The sequence below is a fragment of the Paenibacillus sp. FSL H7-0756 genome (assembly GCF_038006765.1).
In the GTDB taxonomy this organism is placed as follows: Bacteria; Bacillota; Bacilli; order Paenibacillales; family Paenibacillaceae; genus Paenibacillus_AQ.
In genome coordinates, this window is sequence record NZ_JBBOVT010000003.1 from 1,194,842 (window position 1) to 1,211,921 (window position 17,080).

The window sequence follows — 17,080 nt, forward strand, 5'->3', positions numbered from 1 at the left end:
TATCCTGAAGAGGTATCCGTTAATCCGAATTCAGGATATAATATTGAACAAAGGGGTGGTGAGTATGTATCTGGAATTAAAGGATAAGAGCGGAAAAGTGTATCGTTCCTTTATCAATGACAGCCAGAAATCTGTGATTGTAATTAATGACATGGAGTATGAAGTATCCGAAATAATCCAGTATCAGGACAACTCAGATGCTCTTTCAGCTGCGCAAATTGCTGAGCTTGATGCTGATCCCGAAATCGCACGAATGATCCAAGAGTCCAAACAGGATATTATACATGGTTCAATTATCTCTTCAAAGCAAATGATCGAGATGATAAGAAATGGAGAACTTTGATGCGGATAGTCTGGACTAAGAGCGCGGCTCAGAGCTTTTCCAAGATTGAGAGCATCCACTTCTCACCACAGGAAACAGCAGAGTATAAATTAAAGCTGTTCATGCGGATTGAGGACAAGGTGACTCGGTCAGGAAAGCTTTTTCCATCAAGGACTTATAAAGATACTTACTATCTATATTCGTATTGATCGTTATATTGTTTCCTATCAGCCATCTAAGGATGGCTCTACATATATAATTACTGCCTTTAAACATGGAAGACAGAAGTAGGCTTTTTGAAACGCCAAAAAATCGCGAACCCCAAAGCCGCGAATCTTAATTAAAAATGGTCGAGACGACAGGATTCGAACCTGCGGCCTCTTACTCCCGAAGCAAGCGCTCTACCAAGCTGAGCTACGTCTCGACGCTATGAATAATTAAATTATACGCCTGTGTGTAAGCGCTGTAAATAACCTTTTTCATAGCGATTATCAGCTCCTGTTACAGCAAATTACGGCCTGTGATTGACAGATATCCACCCGCTGGCTATACTTGAAATGTTAAAAAGCAAATCGGACAAAGCGTTGATGAAAACAAGTACGCCGGAGCATGGCTTCACCAGAGAACAGGTTCCTTTGCGGATTGCCGCATCGGGTGTGAGAACCTGGGAGACAGGCCGGCTGAAAGCTAATTTCGGAGTGCGGGGACAATCCCGCCGGGGGCACCCGTTAACAGCCGCACAAGGCGATCGTCTGCAGGTGTCCGTGCTTCACGGATCAAGGCGATAACCAGGGTGGTACCGCGATAATCATCGTCCCTGAATATATATTCAGGGGCGTTTTTTGTTTTTGATTTTTCGTGTAACGGTTACGGCAAGAAAGTGTTTTCCGGCCAGCGTGCCGCATTTTAATGAAGAGACGGGAGCTGTACATGATGAAAGCAAGTGAAATCCGTTCCAAATGGCTGCAGTTTTTTGAGAGCAAGAACCACCGTATTGAGCCGAGCGCTTCGCTCGTGCCCCACAATGACCCTTCGCTGCTGTGGATTAACGCAGGTATGGCGCCGCTGAAGGCGTACTTCGACGGCCGGGAGATTCCGGAGAATCCCCGCCTGACGAACTCGCAGAAATGTATCCGCACCAACGATATTGAGAATGTGGGCAAGACGCGCCGCCACCATACGTTCTTTGAGATGCTGGGTAACTTCTCTATCGGCGATTACTTCAAGGAAGAGGCCATCACTTGGGCTTGGGAATTCCTGACCGGCAAGGAGTGGATCGGCTTCGACGGCGACCGGATTTCTGTGACCGTGTATGCTGAGGACGAAGAAGCGTTCAAGCTGTGGAATGAGAAGGTCGGCCTGCCCGCAGAACGCATCATTAAGCTGGGCGACGAGAACTTCTGGGATATCGGAGAAGGCCCGTGCGGCCCGTGCTCGGAGATTTTCTATGACCGCGGTGAAGCGTACGGCAGTGATATGAGTGATCCGGAGATGTATCCGGGCGGTGAGAATGAGCGCTGGCTGGAGGTCTGGAACCTCGTATTCTCGCAATTCAACCATAATAAGGATGGCAGCTATACGCCGCTTCCCAACAAGAATATTGATACCGGTGCAGGCCTGGAGCGCTTCGCTTCCATTCTCCAGGATGTGGATTCCAACTTCGATACCGATCTGTTCCAGCCGATTATCCAGAAGACCGCCGGGCTTGCCGGTGTAACCTACAAGGATAATGTTGAACAGGATATCGCGCTAAAAGTCATTGCCGACCATGTGCGTACCGTTACATTTGCGGTGGGTGACGGCGTGCTTCCTTCCAATGAAGGACGCGGCTATATTATCCGCCGTCTGCTCCGCCGCGCTGTACGCTACGGCAAGACGCTGGGACTGGACCGTCCGTTCCTGCACGAGTTGACTGAGACCGTTGGAGAGATTATGGGAGTATACTATCCTTCCGTGGTCGAGAACCGTGAATATATCGCCAAAATCATCCGTCTGGAAGAGGAACGCTTCCACGAAACGCTGTCCGATGGTCTGGCGATCCTCGGCGAGATCAGTGCCAAAGCCAAAGCGGACGGCCTGAGCACCATTGCCGGTGCCGATGCGTTCAAGCTCTATGACACGTATGGCTTCCCGTTTGACCTGACCGAGGACTTTGCGTCCGAGCAGGGGCTTGCCGTAGACCGCGCCGGCTTCGATGCCGCGATGCAGGAGCAGCGGGACCGGGCGAGAGCAGCCCGTCAGGACAGCGCCAGCATGAAGATTCAGGGCGGTGCCCTGGCTGAGCTTACGGTTAAAAGTGAATTTGTTGGATATAATGACACGGTAACAGAGTCCAAGGTGCTGGCGATTGTGGTTGACGGCGCGCTTCAGGATACAGTTAGCGAAGGCGCCGAGTGTCAGGTGATCCTGGCGTCAACACCATTCTATGCAGAAAGCGGCGGTCAAGTCAGCGATACCGGCGTTCTGACCGGCGGATCAGTGACCGCTAAGGTGAACGGCCTCTTCAAAGCACCGCACGGCCAGCATGTTCATCTGGTTACGGTGGAAGCAGGCGATCTGAAGGTCGGCGATACCGTCCGTGCCGAAGTGAACCGGGCGGAGCGCGAGGATATCGTGAAGAACCACACGGCCACCCACTTGCTGCACAAGGCGCTGAAGGAAGTGCTGGGCAGCCACGTGAATCAGGCTGGCTCTTTAGTAGAAGGCTCACGCCTGCGGTTCGACTTCTCGCATTTTGGAGCCATTACTCCAGAGGAGCTCAGCGATATTGAGCAGCGCGTGAACGCGCAGATCTGGCGCAGCCTTCCAGTAGTCATTGAGAATAAGCCGATAGATGAAGCCAAAGCTATGGGAGCGATGGCCCTCTTCGGAGAGAAATACGGCAATGTTGTCCGTGTCGTTCAAGTTGGCGACTACAGCCTGGAGCTGTGCGGCGGATGCCATGTGTCTAATACAGCGCAGATCGGAATCTTCAAGCTGCTCAGCGAGAGCGGCATCGGTTCCGGGGTGCGCCGGATTGAAGCTGTGACTGGCCGTTACGCCTATCAGTTCACGGAGAGTCAGCTGGACCTGCTGAAGCAATCGGCAGGCCTGCTCAAATCTTCGCTGACCGATGTGCCGAAGCGGATTGAGACCCTGCATGCCCAGGTACGCGAGCTGGGCCGTGAGAATGAATCGCTCCAGTCCAAGCTGAGCGCAACCTTCGCAGCAGAGCTGACCAGCAGTGTAATCACAGTAGGCGGAGGAACGCAGCTTCTTGCGGTCTCCGTGCAAGCCGGCAATATCGATGCTTTGCGCTCGACAGCGGACGAACTGAAGTCCAAGCTCCCGGAGGCCATACTGGTACTTGGTGCTGCAATGGATGACAAGGTGAACTTCGTGGTAGCCGTGCCTCAGGAGCTGGTGAAGAAGGGCTTCCATGCCGGCAAGCTGGTGAAGGAGATCGCTGCAGTCTGCGGCGGCGGCGGCGGCGGACGTCCCGATATGGCGCAGGCCGGAGGCAAGGACGCTTCCAAGCTGGGCGAAGCCTTGAAGAAGGCCGAGGAACTGGTAGCCGCACAGGCTTAAGCGGTATACAGTAATTCCTGTCTGTAAGAAACTGTGGATTTCTATCAAGGGTTGGGAAGCAGCGGTGCTGAGGGCATTTCCTCGGCGCCGCTGCTTTATTCACACAATGTATATTTTTTGGGGTTATTCATTATTGACCCAGGGCTTGCAATAGCTTAAAACCCAAAAAAACATCTATTTTTGTAGACAAAATGCCAAAAAAAGCGCTTTAACTATGGCAGGATTTCCTCGTTGGGGCATGAATATGTTATGATGAGGGCAGCAAGTGAGCTGTACAGCAGCAACTTTGCGAAGCCGCCCGAATCAGGGTGATTTTGCAGAAGGAAGGTGTCACCACATGGACTCCATGGACAAAACGGTCAAATTCAATGTGAAGGGCGACGAAAAGGAAGCCTCTCCCCAGGAAATACTGCTCGCCGTGTACGACGCGCTGGTGGAGAAAGAATATCATCCGATCAATCAGATCGTAGGATATCTTCTTTCAGGAGATCCGGCTTACATTCCACGCCACAACAATGCGAGAAGTTTGGTCCGGAGGAAAGAGCGTGATGAGCTGATCGAAGAACTGGTCCGTTTCTATCTGGCCAATCATCGGGTGGACCAGCCCAAATGATGAAGAAGCTGGGACTGGATTACGGCGACCGCAGAATCGGTGTCGCCACAAGCGATATTTTCGGATGGACAGCACAGTCTCTGGAGACCATTGAGCGGCGCGGCAACGGCAATGAATTCGACCGCATCCGTGAGCTGGTCAAGGAGCACGAAATCGGCGAGATTGTCGTCGGGCTGCCGAAGAACATGAACGGCTCCGTTGGACCCCGTGGTGAAATTTGCATCGAATTCGCGGATAAGCTGCGGGAGCAATTCGATTTACCCGTACACCTTTGGGATGAGCGTCTGACGACGGTATCTGCTGAGCGGGTGCTGATTGACGGGGACGTCAGCCGGAAGAAACGCAAGGGGCTGGTGGACAAAATGGCCGCAGCGCTGATTTTGCAAAATTTTTTGGATGCTAACAGTAAAAGGTGAGGGGTGTGCGGATATGACAAACGAACAGATCGGCCAAGAAGAGGAACCGGAAATTATCTATATTCCTGATGAGGAAGGTAATGAAGAGGAATTCGAGGTCATCATGAAGTTTGAAGTGGACGGATCGGATGCCAAGTATATGATGGTGGTTCCGCTCGATTCCGAGGATGAGGAGACAGATGAGGTCTACGCGTTCCGTTATGAGGAAGACGGCGACGATCTGCAACTCTTCATGATTGAGAACGACGAGGAGTGGGCCATCGTAGAGGAGACCTTCAATACTTTGGTTGACGAGCTGGATGGAGGAGCAGAGAATGACTGAGTTTTCCGCTGATCAAGCGGTATGGACTTCTAAGCTCAAGGAAGTATATGGAGAAACAGTAGAACTGGAGGATGAGCAGGGCAAGTCTTCCGTTTACGATATTATTGCAGAATTTGCTGTGGGTGACCGTGCTTATGCCGTTCTGGCCGGATCGGGAAGAGCTGCGGAGCAGGAAATTCTGCGCATCGTAGTTTCTCCGGACGGACTTCCGGAACTGGAGAGCATTATGGACGATGAAGAGTGGGAGGATATTTCCGAGCTGTACGATGAGCTCACCTTCCCTGCGGATAGCGAGTAGTCGTCGTCTGCAGCAACTTCATGTATGGCAAATACGGAAGAGGGCGGAATTTTTCCGCGCTCTTTTTGCTTATGAGGGACGAAATAATCTTTCCGTTTGCCTGAAAAAAGCTTATGCTATAAAAATAGGTTGAATTTTGGACAATACAATTTTATACTTTATAGTCGGAAAGTGAGGCGTAACATTTGAAAGCCGTGATCCGCACTGTGCTTATCTTAATTCTGGTCCTGGCAGCAGCTGCAGGAGGAGGAGCATGGTACATCTGGAATGGAATGCAGCCGGTCAAGCCCGCAGGGCCGGCCGTAACGGTTACAATAGAGAAGGGTATGGGAAGCTCCCAAATTGCCGACCTGCTTGAGCAAGAGGGCATTATCAAGCATAGCCTGTTCTTCAAAGGATATCTGAAATGGGTCCAGGAGGGCTCCAGCTTCAAGGCCGGCACGTATCAGGTAAGCCCCGGCGACTCCTACGATACGCTGATCAGCCGGTTGAATGCCGGAGATGTTGTGAAGGAAGCTACCGTTACTTTTACAATCCCTGAAGGGTATACTGCGGTTCAGGTGGCAGAGAAGCTGGCCGCTGCATGGAATCAGAAGCCGGAGGTCTTCCTTACGCTGATTGATTCCGGCAAGGGCATGGAAGCCGTAAGCAAGCTGGAGATTCCGGACAATCCGCTGCTGCGCCACCGGCTGGAGGGGTATCTTTTCCCGGAGACCTATGAACTGGCTAAGGACAGCACCCCGCAGGAAGTCATCGGGGCGATGCTGGAGCAGCTGGTGAAGAAGCTGGATACGATTCCTGAGTGGAAGGCGAAGCTGGCGAACCGCGGGCTCTCGCTGCATGAGCTGCTGACCGTTGCTTCACTGGTGGAGCGCGAGGTGGTAGTAGACAAGGAACGTCCGCTGGTGGCCGGTATTATCTATAACAGATTGGATAAGGGACAGAAACTGGAGATCGATGCTACCGTCCAGTACCTGTTGGACAAGCAGAAAGAGCGGCTGTATGAGAAGGACCTGAAGGTAGACAGTCCTTATAATACGTATAAGCAGGCAGGTTTGCCGCCTGGACCGATCAGCAGTCCAGGTCTTGCGTCGATTGAAGCAGCTATGACGCCTGAGGTCTCGGATTATTTCTTCTATGTGACTAAGAAGGACGGCTCACAGGGACATTTATTTGCCAGAACCTACAAGGAACATTTAGCCAATATTCAAAAAAGCAAACAAAATCCGTAAGAACCCGCTACAATAGTAAGGATGAGCAACGCACAGGAGGTAACACGATGAATAACACACCGGAGCTGCTGGCGACAGCGGCTTCTCTGGAAGAAGCGGTAGCGCTGCTGGATGCAGGAGCGAGTGCCCTGCTGGTCGGCGATGACCGCTTTGGTATGCGTCTTGCCGGACATTTTACACTTGAAGACACGGCCGCTGTGGTTAAGCTGGCACATGCCCGGGGCGGCAAGGTATATGTAAGCATCAATGGACTGATTCCCAATACTATGCTGGAGGAACTTCCGGCTTATGTGAAGGCCATCGGTGAACTGGGTGTGGATGGGGTAGAGTTCGGTGATCCCGCCGTACTGGCGGCCGTCAAAGCCGAAGCACCGGGAATGAAGCTGCACTGGAATGCGGAAATGACCTCAACCAATTATGCTACAGCCAATTACTGGGGCCGCAAGGGAGCCACGCGGGTCGTTCTGGCACGCGAGCTGAATATGGATGAGATGACCGAAATGGTCCCTAACCTTGAGGTGGAAGCCCAGGTTCAGGTACACGGGATGACGAATATCTATCATTCCAAGCGTAAGCTGGTAGCAAGCTATATGTCCCATCAGGGCCGTCCGAGCGATGGCGGAAGCCTGGGTAAGGAGCGCGGGCTGTTCCTGATTGAAGCGGAGCGTCCGAATGAGAAGTTCCCGATCTATGAAGACGAGAACGGCACGCATATTATGAGCTCGGATGATATCTGCATTCTGGAGGATCTCCATTTCTTATTAAAAGCTGGCGTACACAGCCTGAAGATCGAAGGTCTGCTGAAGCCTGCGGCCTACAATGTCGCTGTCGTTAAGGCTTACCGTCATGCGATGGACGTCTACGCCGCTGATCCCGCCGAATATGCATTCGAGGAGTCTTGGCTGGAGGAGGTCCGGGCTTTGCAGGACCCGGAGCGTGAACTGTCGTTCGGTTTCTTCTATAAAGAGCAGGTATATTAATATAAAAGGTTTTGTCTCAGCTCTTGTAAGGTTTATCCCATCATCATTGGGTTCAGCAGCGGAGGGGAATTTGGAACTGCAGGAGCGAAGCGTCCGCCTTTGTCTCCGGATGTTATCCGCTAAGCGGAGTAATTCTAAACATCTGGAGACAACAGCGGCCGAAAGTCCAAATTCACCGCAGCAGCGTGTACCACCCGATGTCAGCTTTAAACTCTTGCAGAAGATGAGACACAGAAAGGAGAACAGGAATGGGAACCATGACCAAGCCCCAGTTCAAGGGCAAGCGTTACCGTCTGGACAGACCGGAGCTCCTGGCTCCGGCAGGAAACTTAGAGAAATTGAAATTCGCCGTGCATTATGGCGCGGATGCAGTCTATATCGGAGGACAGAAATACGGCCTGCGCTCAGGCGCGGATAACTTCACCTTCGAGGAAATGCGCGAGGGTGTGGAATTTGCCAAGAAATACGGTGCCAAAGTATTCGTAGCCACCAATATCTATGCTCACAATGAAGATATCGCGGGGATTGAAGAATACCTGCGTAATTTATATGAGGCCGGGATTGCAGCGATTATCGTAGCCGATCCGGTGATTGTCGATACTGCCCTGCGCCTGGTACCAGGTCTAGAGGTGCACTTAAGCACCCAGCAGTCCACGCTCAACTGGCAGGCAGTTTCTTATTGGAAGGAGGAAGGTCTGCCGCGCGTAGTATTGGGCCGGGAGACAAGCCTGGAGGAGATCGCCGAGATCAAGCAGCATGTGGATATTGAGATCGAGAGCTTCATCCATGGCGCGATGTGCTCCTCGTACTCCGGACGTTGTGTGTTATCTAACCACTTCACCGACCGCGACTCCAACCGCGGAGGCTGCTGCCAATCCTGCCGCTGGAAGTATGATCTGTTCGAAGATGCCCGTCCCGAAGGGAATTGGGTATCTGAAGAGGAACAAGCTGAGGCACCTCAAGCGTTACAGCCCGGAATCACCCAGCTGCCGCTGCATCAGCCCGAGGATAACCCGTTCACTATGGGATCGAAGGACCTGTGTATGCTGGAGAGCATTCCCGACCTGATCGAAGCCGGAATTGACAGCTTCAAGATTGAGGGCCGGATGAAATCGATTCACTATGTGGCAACCGTAGTGAATGCCTACCGCAAAGCCATAGATGCTTACATGGCCGACCCGGAAGGGTATGTGCTGAAGCCCGAATGGCTGGAGGAGCTGCAGAAGGCGGCTAACCGTCCGCTGAATACCGGCTTCTTCTACGACACACCGGACCATGAGGACCACATCTATGAACCCGAAGAGAAGGCGGCTCCGTATGATTTCGCGGGACTGGTGCTGGAGTATGATGCAGAGAGCGGGATGGCGCTCGTTCAGCAGCGCAATAACTTCAAGCCGGGACAGGAAGTTGAGTTCTTCGGCCCGGATGACACCTTCTTCAAGCAGACCGTTGGCGAGCTGTGGGATGAGGCCGGCAATCCGCTGGATGTGGCCCGTCACCCGCTTCAGCGTGTGCGGATGAAGGTGGATCAGCCTGTTGCTTATTTCGATATGATGCGCAAGCGAAAATAATAGCTTTACACACTAAGGGATGCCCGTTTACACATGGGCATTCCTTTTTTTTTGCGTGCTAAAAAAGAGGTGTTTTGGGGCCCCCGCAAAGTATCTGAGTAAGCACCTACGCTAATGCTCCACTTTGTGGGGTTATTTTGTATCAAATTGCCTATGCAATTCGACAAAAATATATGAGTATTGAAGCAATTTGCAAATAATGCTAAGAAAAATGAGACTTTGTGCCGATATATAGGGCAGGTAACGCTTACATATATCTTCCAATCTAGGAGATAGGCAGGTGATGGTTATGGGAGCTCCCAATCCGGACAACAAGACAGATAAAACGAAGGAGAGTAGGGTAAAAGTGGCGAAAAACAGTAAAAAGCCAAAGAGCATACAAAAGGCTAAGGCCCAAAAGACAGAAGCTTCACAGACAACAAGCAACACGGCAGAGAAGAGAAATTACAGGACAGTATTGAACAGCTCGCTACGACAGGTGAAGAGGGTGAACCCGACTAAATCCGTTGGGGTGAAGCTGTTCCTGATCTTCTTATCTTCTATCGTGGTGGTGGTCCTGTTCTTAGGACTTCTGTCTTACAACAAAGCGAAGAATACAATTAAAGAGAATGTGTCTGAAGCCAACCGGCAGACGATTATTCAGACCTCAGAGAAGCTGGATATTACCTTGAAGCAGTATGAGAGTCTCGCGCTTCAGTTATATTTTGATACACAGATGCAGGCCAATCTGACAGAGCTGTCCTCAGCGAAGAGCAGCTACGATAAGTTCGTGGCTACAGATGCAATCAGTAAGAAGCTGTCCAGCCAGACGACAACAGATGCCAATATCGTCGCCATATCACTCATTCCGGAGGACCCTGAGATGGGGATCGTCTCCAGCGGAAGCACCGGTCTCGCGGGTGATGATGTGAGAGCTCAGGAATGGTACAAGACTGTGGTCAAGAATTCAAGCTCTTATGAGCCTTATTATACGGAAGAAGCCAAATCCGCCCAGAACTACTGGTTCCCTACAGCCGTTGAAGGCAGCGGCGGCAAGAACCTGGCCATGGTCAGAACGCTTAAGAATCTGGGCTCCAATGCCTCTTATGTAGTCATGCTGGAGCTTAAGAGCACCCTTCTGGAAGAAGCCTTCAAGAGTGTGCAGCTTGGGGATGGCTCACGGATTCAACTGGTTGCCCCGGATGGAATCGTAGTGGCATCCTCGCAGCCTGAAGAGGACGGCAAAGCCACCGTACTGAATTTCATCAAGGACAGCAAGGTGAACAATGACAGCACGGAAGCGAAGGATGAGAACGGCAAGAATATCCTTGCTGTGTACAACCCGATGCAGAAGGCAGACTGGAAGCTTGCCGGTGTAGTTCCTACCGGACAACTGGTTCAAGCTGCCACGCCGATTCTGTTTACCACCTTCCTTGCTGCGGGAGCGGCAGCCGTGCTTGCTATGATTGTCGGCTTCTGGATGGTCCAGTTGATCGCCAAGCCGCTGGCACGCCTCAAGGACCTGATGCTGGAGGGAGCCGAAGGCAACCTGAGTGTCCGTACAGAGTATGTCTCGAAGGATGAGATCGGCCAGCTGTCGGCTTCCTTCAATATGATGATGGGTAAGATTACTGAGCTGGTAGCCCAGACTACAGATACAGCCCGCGAAGTCCTTGAGACTGCGGGTGAGCTGGGGGATGCCTCGCGCAAGACGGCGATCTCCGCCAAGGAGATTGCTGCGGCCACGGAAGAGATTGCCGGCGGTGCCGGAAGTCTGGCCCAGGAAGCCGAGCGCGGCAATGAACTGACTGACCTGATTGCTACGCAGATGCAGAGTGTTATCGCAGCCAACTCCGAGATGGATCAGGCAGCCCGTGGAGTTGGGGAAGCCAGCGGACAGGGTGCTGTACAGCTGGAAGCGCTGCTGGATCAGACCGGACGTACAGGTGAAATGACCTCTGCTCTGGTGGATAGAGTCAATAATCTCAAGGAAACGGTATATTCCGTAATCAAGGTGCTGGATGTGATGAAGAATATTACCCAGCAGACGAACATTTTGTCTCTGAATGCAACGATTGAAGCAGCGAGAGCAGGCGAAGCCGGCCGTGGCTTCATGGTAGTCGCAGGGGAGGTCCGTGAGCTTGCCGACCAATCCAAACAATCCATTGCTCTGGTCGCCGGTATTACAGATAAGATCGTAGCTGAGATGGATGAGACGGTTGCTGTCCTGTCTGAAGTGGCTCCGCTGTTCAAGGAGCAGATGGTATCCGTGAAGAGTACCAGTGAGATTTTCGTGTCCGTTAAGGGTCAAATGGAGGACTTTATTACGAGTCTGGAGTCTGTAACAGGGGCCATCGACAGTCTGAACCATTCACAGGGCGTGCTATCCGATGCTATGGGGAATGTAAGTGCGGTGGCGCAGCAATCCTCGGCAACCTCGGAAGAGGTTGCGTCGCTCAGCAGTGAGCAGCAGAATGTCAGTGATCATCTCGTAGCCTTGTCGAACAAGCTGCAAGGGGCTTCTACCCAACTGGAGAGCAAGCTGTCACTGTTTACGATCAAATAATATTTAGAGCTGTTCTGATTTCAGGGCGTCACGCAAGCCGCATTCGGCTGCGTGATGCCCTTTTTAGTTGATGTACAGGAATGCTGCGCCGAGGGATATGCCCCATGTTTCACAGCCGTACCATTTTTTAAGGAATCCTGCACGAATTGCAACAATGCTGCCCCGTAGAAGCGGTCTATGCTAAAATCCTGCACGAATTGCAACAAATCCTACGCTAACTTGCTCAAAACGTCGGAATTTGTGCAAATAATGCAACAATTGGAGCTTAGCCAGTATTATTATTTAAGGAATCCTGCAAAAAGTACAACAATACAGCTCCTTACAGGCGACCGGTGAGAGAGGCACCAGCATCCTTCACCCGCAGGGTCATTTTATCCATTAGTTGGTCTTTCTCAAAGGTTTACTATGCGTCGCAAGCACCGTACCACAGATATGAAAATATTAGTACCTCTCTATATGCTTGTTCAGTCAACGTCCGCCTGAAAGCTTTCCGAAGGAAAGCTAGCATTGTATGCATAAGCTTGTCACCGGATTTATATAGAAGCTTATTTTGGTTGAGTGCACATCCTTCCTTGTACATCCTTAAGCGAATGCGTATAATAGTTTTGTTAGGGTTTTGTTATTGTTGTTTGCTGAATTAGTTATGTAATCTGAACCAGGGAGAAGGCCGAATGAGAGCAGCACGCAATAACAACTGGTGGTCTTATATCGTGGATATGTCCATGGAGCGCAAGCTGTTCCTGGTCTTTCTCGTCATTATTACGCTCCCGCTATCATTCATCAGTGTGATCAGCTTCAAGAGCTACTCGGAATCCATCCAGGCGAACACAATCGCCTATTCCGAGAAGCTGATCGATCAAATGATGGATTCCATCGATGATTACATAGAAGATATGAAACGGATGTCTTCCATGCCCGCCTACGTCAATGAGATTAAGCAGAATCTGATCCGCTCGAACCGCTATTATGAGCAAAAGCAGATGATGGAAGGCAAGCAGGACACGGCTCGGGTGGCTCCCGGCGATTTGGATCTTCTGCTGTCCATTCAGCGGGGTATCGAAGAGAATATTTCATTTATTAACAATATTAAGCGGGGAACCAATTCGGTCTATATTTTTGATGCCTACGGGAATGGTTACTATTCTGCCAAGGATGGGGGCGTCCGGCTGGATCTGCAACAGAGCTACAGGTTCTGGAGCGAGCAGGTAAAGGGCTCCGGCGGAGAAGCGACCCTTCTGGGAACGCAGGCATATACAAGTAATTTGCAGAGTACCCGGTATGCCTTTACAGTGGTGCGTCCCATTCTGGACGGGCTATGGAAGCCAGCCGGCCTGATCGCGGTGGAGGCTAACTTCAGTAATCTGGAGAATCAGGTGGCGGAGCTGGACAAGGTGACCCGGGGGAAATCGATCCTTGTGGATCAGTCAGGCAAAGTCATCTATGACAGTGAGCAGAAGCTGCTGACTGCGGATATTTCCCGGTCCTCCTTGTTCCGTGCTGCAGAAGGGAGCTCGGGGAGCTTTTATGACACTGTATCCGGCAAGGACCGTCTTAATATCTATTCAAGCTCAACCAAGACGAACTGGAAGGTGATTATTTCCATACCGGTGGACGAATTGACCCGTGGAGTGAAGCTGACCCGCAATGCGACTATAGGCGCTACTCTAATCATCATTGTGCTGGCCCTGATCATCTCGCTCATTCTGTCGTTTGCCCTGACCAAGCCGCTGACCCAAATGATCCAGCTGATGAAAAAAGTGCAGGGCGGCGATCTCGATGTGACCTTCCGCATTAAACGCCGTGACGAGATTGGTCTCCTGGGGCATCAATTCAACCGTATGCTGGCCCGCATTCGTCAACTGATCCAGGATATTTACCAGATTGAGGAACAGAAGAAGGTGGCGGAGCTTCAGGCGCTTCAGAGCCAGATCAATCCGCATTTTATCTACAATACGCTAGAAACGATCCGGATGACCGCAGAGATTAATGATGATGTGGAGGCCGCTGATATGATCTCCATTCTGGGGAAGCTGCTCCGCTACAGCACCAGTGACTTGACCGGCTGGGCAACGATGAAGCAGGAGCTGCTGTATGTGCGAAACTATGTGGAGCTGCTGGGCAGCCGGTATCCCGGCAGATTTGAGCTGACAATGGATGTTCCCGAGGCGCTTGACAACTATTCCATGATTAAGCTGGTTTTTCAGCCGATTATTGAGAATGCTGCGTATCACGGGCTGGATGATACCAAGTCCCGGATGCATCTGAGCATCAAGTGTGAGTATACAGAGCAGAGGCTTCTGTTCCATATCCGTGATGACGGCTGTGGAATGGATCAGGTTACACTGGATAAGCTGAGGGAGAGACTCCGGCATGAAGCCCCTCCGAAGAAGAGCATTAATGGAGGGATTGGGATGGCAAATGTGCACCAGCGCCTTCAGCTTCATTATGGTCCGGCCTATGGGATTGAGGTGTTCAGCAAGCCTGGCGAGGGTACGGATGTAATTTTGTCATTGCCGCTGCCGGGAATTACTCCCTTAATTGAAGGGGAGACCCCTTGAGGAGGAATGGGCTTGAAACGGATGATTGTACGTTTTCCGGTGTATGCCGTGCTGCTTCTGATGCTGCTACTGCTGGCAAGCGGCTGTAACAGCCGGAGCAGTGGAGGGCCTGCCCCGGTTCCGGCTGCCTCTGCCGGAGAGGAAGCGCCTTCTGAGTTGTCCGGTACGATCGTGATGCTGACGAACCGGATTGATCTGATTGAGAATGGAACATTTAAGGGCTATGCGGAGGAATTCAGGAAGCGGTATCCTGAAGCCCAGGTGGAATTTGAGGGTCTCTCCAGCTATGCCACGGATATCCTGGTCCGCTTGTCCACCAAGGACACTGGGGATGTCCTGTTGCTTCCGGTCAATCTGCCTGCGAAGGAACTGGAGCTTTTCTTCGAGCCGCTGAGTGAGGAATTGGCGGCGCAGGAGCGGTTCACGACCTTTGCAACCTTTGACGGCAAGCGATACGGGATGTCTACAGGCAATACCACGAGTGGGATCGTATACAACAAGAAGGCTTTTGAGCGGGCGGGGATTGATCAGGTGCCGCAGACGCTTGATGAATTCTACGCGGCCTGTGCCAAGCTGAAGCAGGCGGGCATCATCCCGCTGTATATGAATTACGGAGCCGTCTGGCCGCTGCGGGAGTGGGGCAATAATCTGGTTAATTATATGACGGGGAACCCCGATTATTTGAATGATATGGTTCATGAGGACAATCCCTGGCAGATCGGTAACGAATGGGGACAGGCTCTGGGGATTGCCAGAACGATGATGGCCAAGGGTTATGTCGAGGAGCAGTTATTCTCCAACAGCTGGGAGATCTCCAAATCCAGACTGGCCAAGGGAGAAGCAGGCATGTATCTGCAGGGGAACTGGACCATCCGGCAGATCATTGATGCAGGCGCTTCGCCAGAGGATATAGGCTTCTTTCCTTTTCCATATGACAACGGTACGGCCCATTATGCGGCACTCAATCCCGACTGGTTCATGGGGGTTAGCAGATTCAGCCGCCATAAAGAGCTTGCGATGGCTTGGCTTCAGTATTTCATCACAGAAACTTCGTATGCGAAAGATTGGGGGTTTCTTCCGGCGAAGGGTTCGGACGAACCCGCTTTACAGCAATATAGTGAGTTCCTTTCCTATCATCCGAAGCTGATTGAGGCTACGGTGCAGACGGATGCGTTCATTGATCTGGCGAACCGGACGAAGCTGAGCTTCTGGTCGGGCGATTATATTCAGGATGTGCTCGCCGCACCGGATCTGCAGAAGTCCTTTGACCAGTTGAATGCGAAATGGAAGGAAGCGCGTATGAGTCAGCAGTCTGCTCCGTAACCATCGGACTCTGCACACCAAGCAAGATCAAATTCTGGAGGTATTGTTGTGGCCAAAAAAGTAACGATGCAAAAAATAGCCGATCATCTTGGGGTCTCCAAGTTCGTCGTATCCAAATCGCTCTCCGGCAAGGAGGGGGTCAATGAGACCACCCGGGAGCGGGTGATTCAAGCCGCCTCTCAGCTGGGATATTTCACCCAAAAAAACGCCTATGTACAAAGTCCGAAGCGCCGTTCGCTGACGGGAGAGCAAGACCGTAATAAGCAATCCGTGCTGGTGCTGATGCCCAATATCCGTTCTCAGACTCAAGATTCACTATATTGGGGCAAAATCGTCGATGGCATTGCGCTGGCGCTGGATCAGGAGGGGCTGGGCATGGTGATTATTTCAGAGCACCGGGCTGACAATTTCGTTAATGTACTCAATCCTGACGGTCTGCTTGGTTTGATCGGAGTAGGGCAGATCTCCACCTCACTGTTGCTCGAAGTGCACCGGATCGGGCTCCCGCTGGTCATGATCGACCATGAGGATGCTTTAATTCCATGTGATACTGTATTTGCGAATAACATCGATTCCATGACCCGGCTCGTCAATCATCTGATAGGCACCGGACATACTCTATTTCACTTTATCGGCAATATCCGTTACTCCCGCAGCTTCCGTGACCGTTGGATCGGGTTCCGCAGCGCCTTGGAGGAGAATCATCTGAAGGTCCCGGCCATAGGTGACGAACTGCTGCTGGAGGGAATGGATGACCAAATGCTCCGCGACGAATTCAGACGCTGGGTAGCCACCCGGAAAGAATCGGATACCCTGCCTACGGCAATTGTGTGTGCGAACGACTTTACAGCCCTCGATGTCAGTGAATTGCTGCGGGAAGCCGGGCTTAGTATTCCCGCAGATCTTTCGGTCACAGGCTTTGATAATATCGAGGATTCCCTGCGGGGGGTTACTCCGCTTACAACCGTTCATGTGCCTAAGGAGGCTATGGGCCGGGCAGCTGTAGAGAAGCTGCTGAACCGTATCCAGAATTCCGCTGCACCGTTGGAGAAAATTCTGATCTCCGCAGATATCGTCCACCGGGACTCTGTGGGGAAGCCGCGGGGTTGAAGCTGATCCAAAAGCTATGAAATGGCTTGGGACGACCCTCTTTTTTGAGTTGGATTAACTTGTGAACGTGGTGCGGACGCTCCGCGAACGGACCGTTGCTACAATCGCTGTGCTCGTAAGAATTTTATTTATTTCTCTTAGCGGTAAAAATCCGGAGAGCAAGGCGACCGCTATCGCTTTTCCGCAATCAGTCCGTCCTCTCCGCTGTTTAAGCGGGAAATGT

The 17,080-nt window shown here is 51.8% G+C and carries 14 protein-coding genes and 1 tRNA gene; 14 read left to right on the plus strand and 1 reads right to left on the minus strand.

Annotated elements, in window-relative coordinates:
* Positions 1–64 precede the first annotated feature (64 nt).
* Positions 65–343: a hypothetical protein gene (locus NST04_RS31215; RefSeq protein ID WP_341187697.1), complete on the plus strand. Its 279-nt coding sequence runs from the start codon at positions 65–67 to the stop codon at positions 341–343.
* Positions 344–669: 326 nt separating this feature from the next.
* On the opposite strand, the gene NST04_RS31220 is transcribed toward NST04_RS31215, so the two are convergent.
* Positions 670–746: transfer RNA gene (locus NST04_RS31220), tRNA-Pro, on the minus strand.
* Positions 747–879: 133 nt separating this feature from the next.
* Between NST04_RS31220 and NST04_RS31225 the strand changes: the two genes are divergently transcribed.
* The 13 genes from NST04_RS31225 (at position 880) to NST04_RS31285 (ending at position 16,857) form a co-directional block, all read left to right on the plus strand.
* On the plus strand, positions 880–1,110 hold the full coding sequence (locus NST04_RS31225) for a hypothetical protein (RefSeq protein ID WP_341187698.1): 231 nt from the start codon (positions 880–882) through the stop codon (positions 1,108–1,110).
* A 145-nt stretch (positions 1,111–1,255) separates the two neighbouring features.
* The gene (gene alaS / locus NST04_RS31230; RefSeq protein ID WP_341188110.1) at positions 1,256–3,889 is read left to right on the plus strand and encodes an alanine--tRNA ligase; all 2,634 of its coding nucleotides are present in this window, start codon (positions 1,256–1,258) and stop codon (positions 3,887–3,889) included.
* 337 nt (positions 3,890–4,226) lie between these two features.
* Positions 4,227–4,502 carry an IreB family regulatory phosphoprotein gene (locus tag NST04_RS31235; protein ID WP_036696603.1) on the plus strand — a complete coding sequence of 92 codons (276 nt, stop codon included), beginning with the start codon at positions 4,227–4,229 and terminating at the stop codon, positions 4,500–4,502.
* Positions 4,502–4,918, plus strand: a complete 417-nt coding sequence (ruvX, locus tag NST04_RS31240) for a Holliday junction resolvase RuvX (protein ID WP_341188111.1) — start codon at positions 4,502–4,504, stop codon at positions 4,916–4,918. Before NST04_RS31235 ends, ruvX begins: the two co-directional genes overlap by 1 nt.
* A 13-nt stretch (positions 4,919–4,931) precedes the next feature.
* Positions 4,932–5,240: a DUF1292 domain-containing protein gene (locus NST04_RS31245; protein ID WP_036696606.1), complete on the plus strand. Its 309-nt coding sequence runs from the start codon at positions 4,932–4,934 to the stop codon at positions 5,238–5,240.
* Positions 5,233–5,538 (plus strand): DUF1292 domain-containing protein, encoded by a 306-nt coding sequence (locus NST04_RS31250; RefSeq protein WP_036722601.1) that lies wholly within the window; start codon positions 5,233–5,235, stop codon positions 5,536–5,538. The genes NST04_RS31245 and NST04_RS31250 overlap by 8 nt, the downstream gene beginning before the upstream one ends.
* A 185-nt stretch (positions 5,539–5,723) precedes the next feature.
* Complete coding sequence (gene mltG, locus NST04_RS31255; RefSeq protein ID WP_341187699.1) at positions 5,724–6,770, plus strand: endolytic transglycosylase MltG; 1,047 nt, start codon at positions 5,724–5,726, stop codon at positions 6,768–6,770.
* Between the two features lie 47 nt (positions 6,771–6,817).
* Positions 6,818–7,750 (plus strand): peptidase U32 family protein, encoded by a 933-nt coding sequence (locus NST04_RS31260; RefSeq protein WP_341187700.1) that lies wholly within the window; start codon positions 6,818–6,820, stop codon positions 7,748–7,750.
* A gap of 248 nt (positions 7,751–7,998) precedes the next feature.
* The gene (locus NST04_RS31265; protein WP_341187701.1) at positions 7,999–9,321 is read left to right on the plus strand and encodes a peptidase U32 family protein; all 1,323 of its coding nucleotides are present in this window, start codon (positions 7,999–8,001) and stop codon (positions 9,319–9,321) included.
* A 487-nt stretch (positions 9,322–9,808) separates the two neighbouring features.
* Entirely contained in the window at positions 9,809–11,866 is a 2,058-nt protein-coding gene (locus NST04_RS31270) for a methyl-accepting chemotaxis protein (protein ID WP_341187702.1), read from the plus strand.
* A 671-nt stretch (positions 11,867–12,537) separates the two neighbouring features.
* Positions 12,538–14,424, plus strand: coding sequence for a cache domain-containing sensor histidine kinase (locus tag NST04_RS31275; RefSeq protein WP_341187703.1), 1,887 nt, complete (start codon positions 12,538–12,540; stop codon positions 14,422–14,424).
* 21 nt (positions 14,425–14,445) lie between these two features.
* Positions 14,446–15,747, plus strand: coding sequence for an ABC transporter substrate-binding protein (locus NST04_RS31280; RefSeq protein WP_341188112.1), 1,302 nt, complete (start codon positions 14,446–14,448; stop codon positions 15,745–15,747).
* Positions 15,748–15,795: 48 nt separating this feature from the next.
* A complete protein-coding gene (locus tag NST04_RS31285) occupies positions 15,796–16,857 on the plus strand; it encodes a LacI family DNA-binding transcriptional regulator (protein WP_341187704.1) in 1,062 nt (353 codons plus the stop codon).
* Positions 16,858–17,080: the final 223 nt, after the last annotated feature.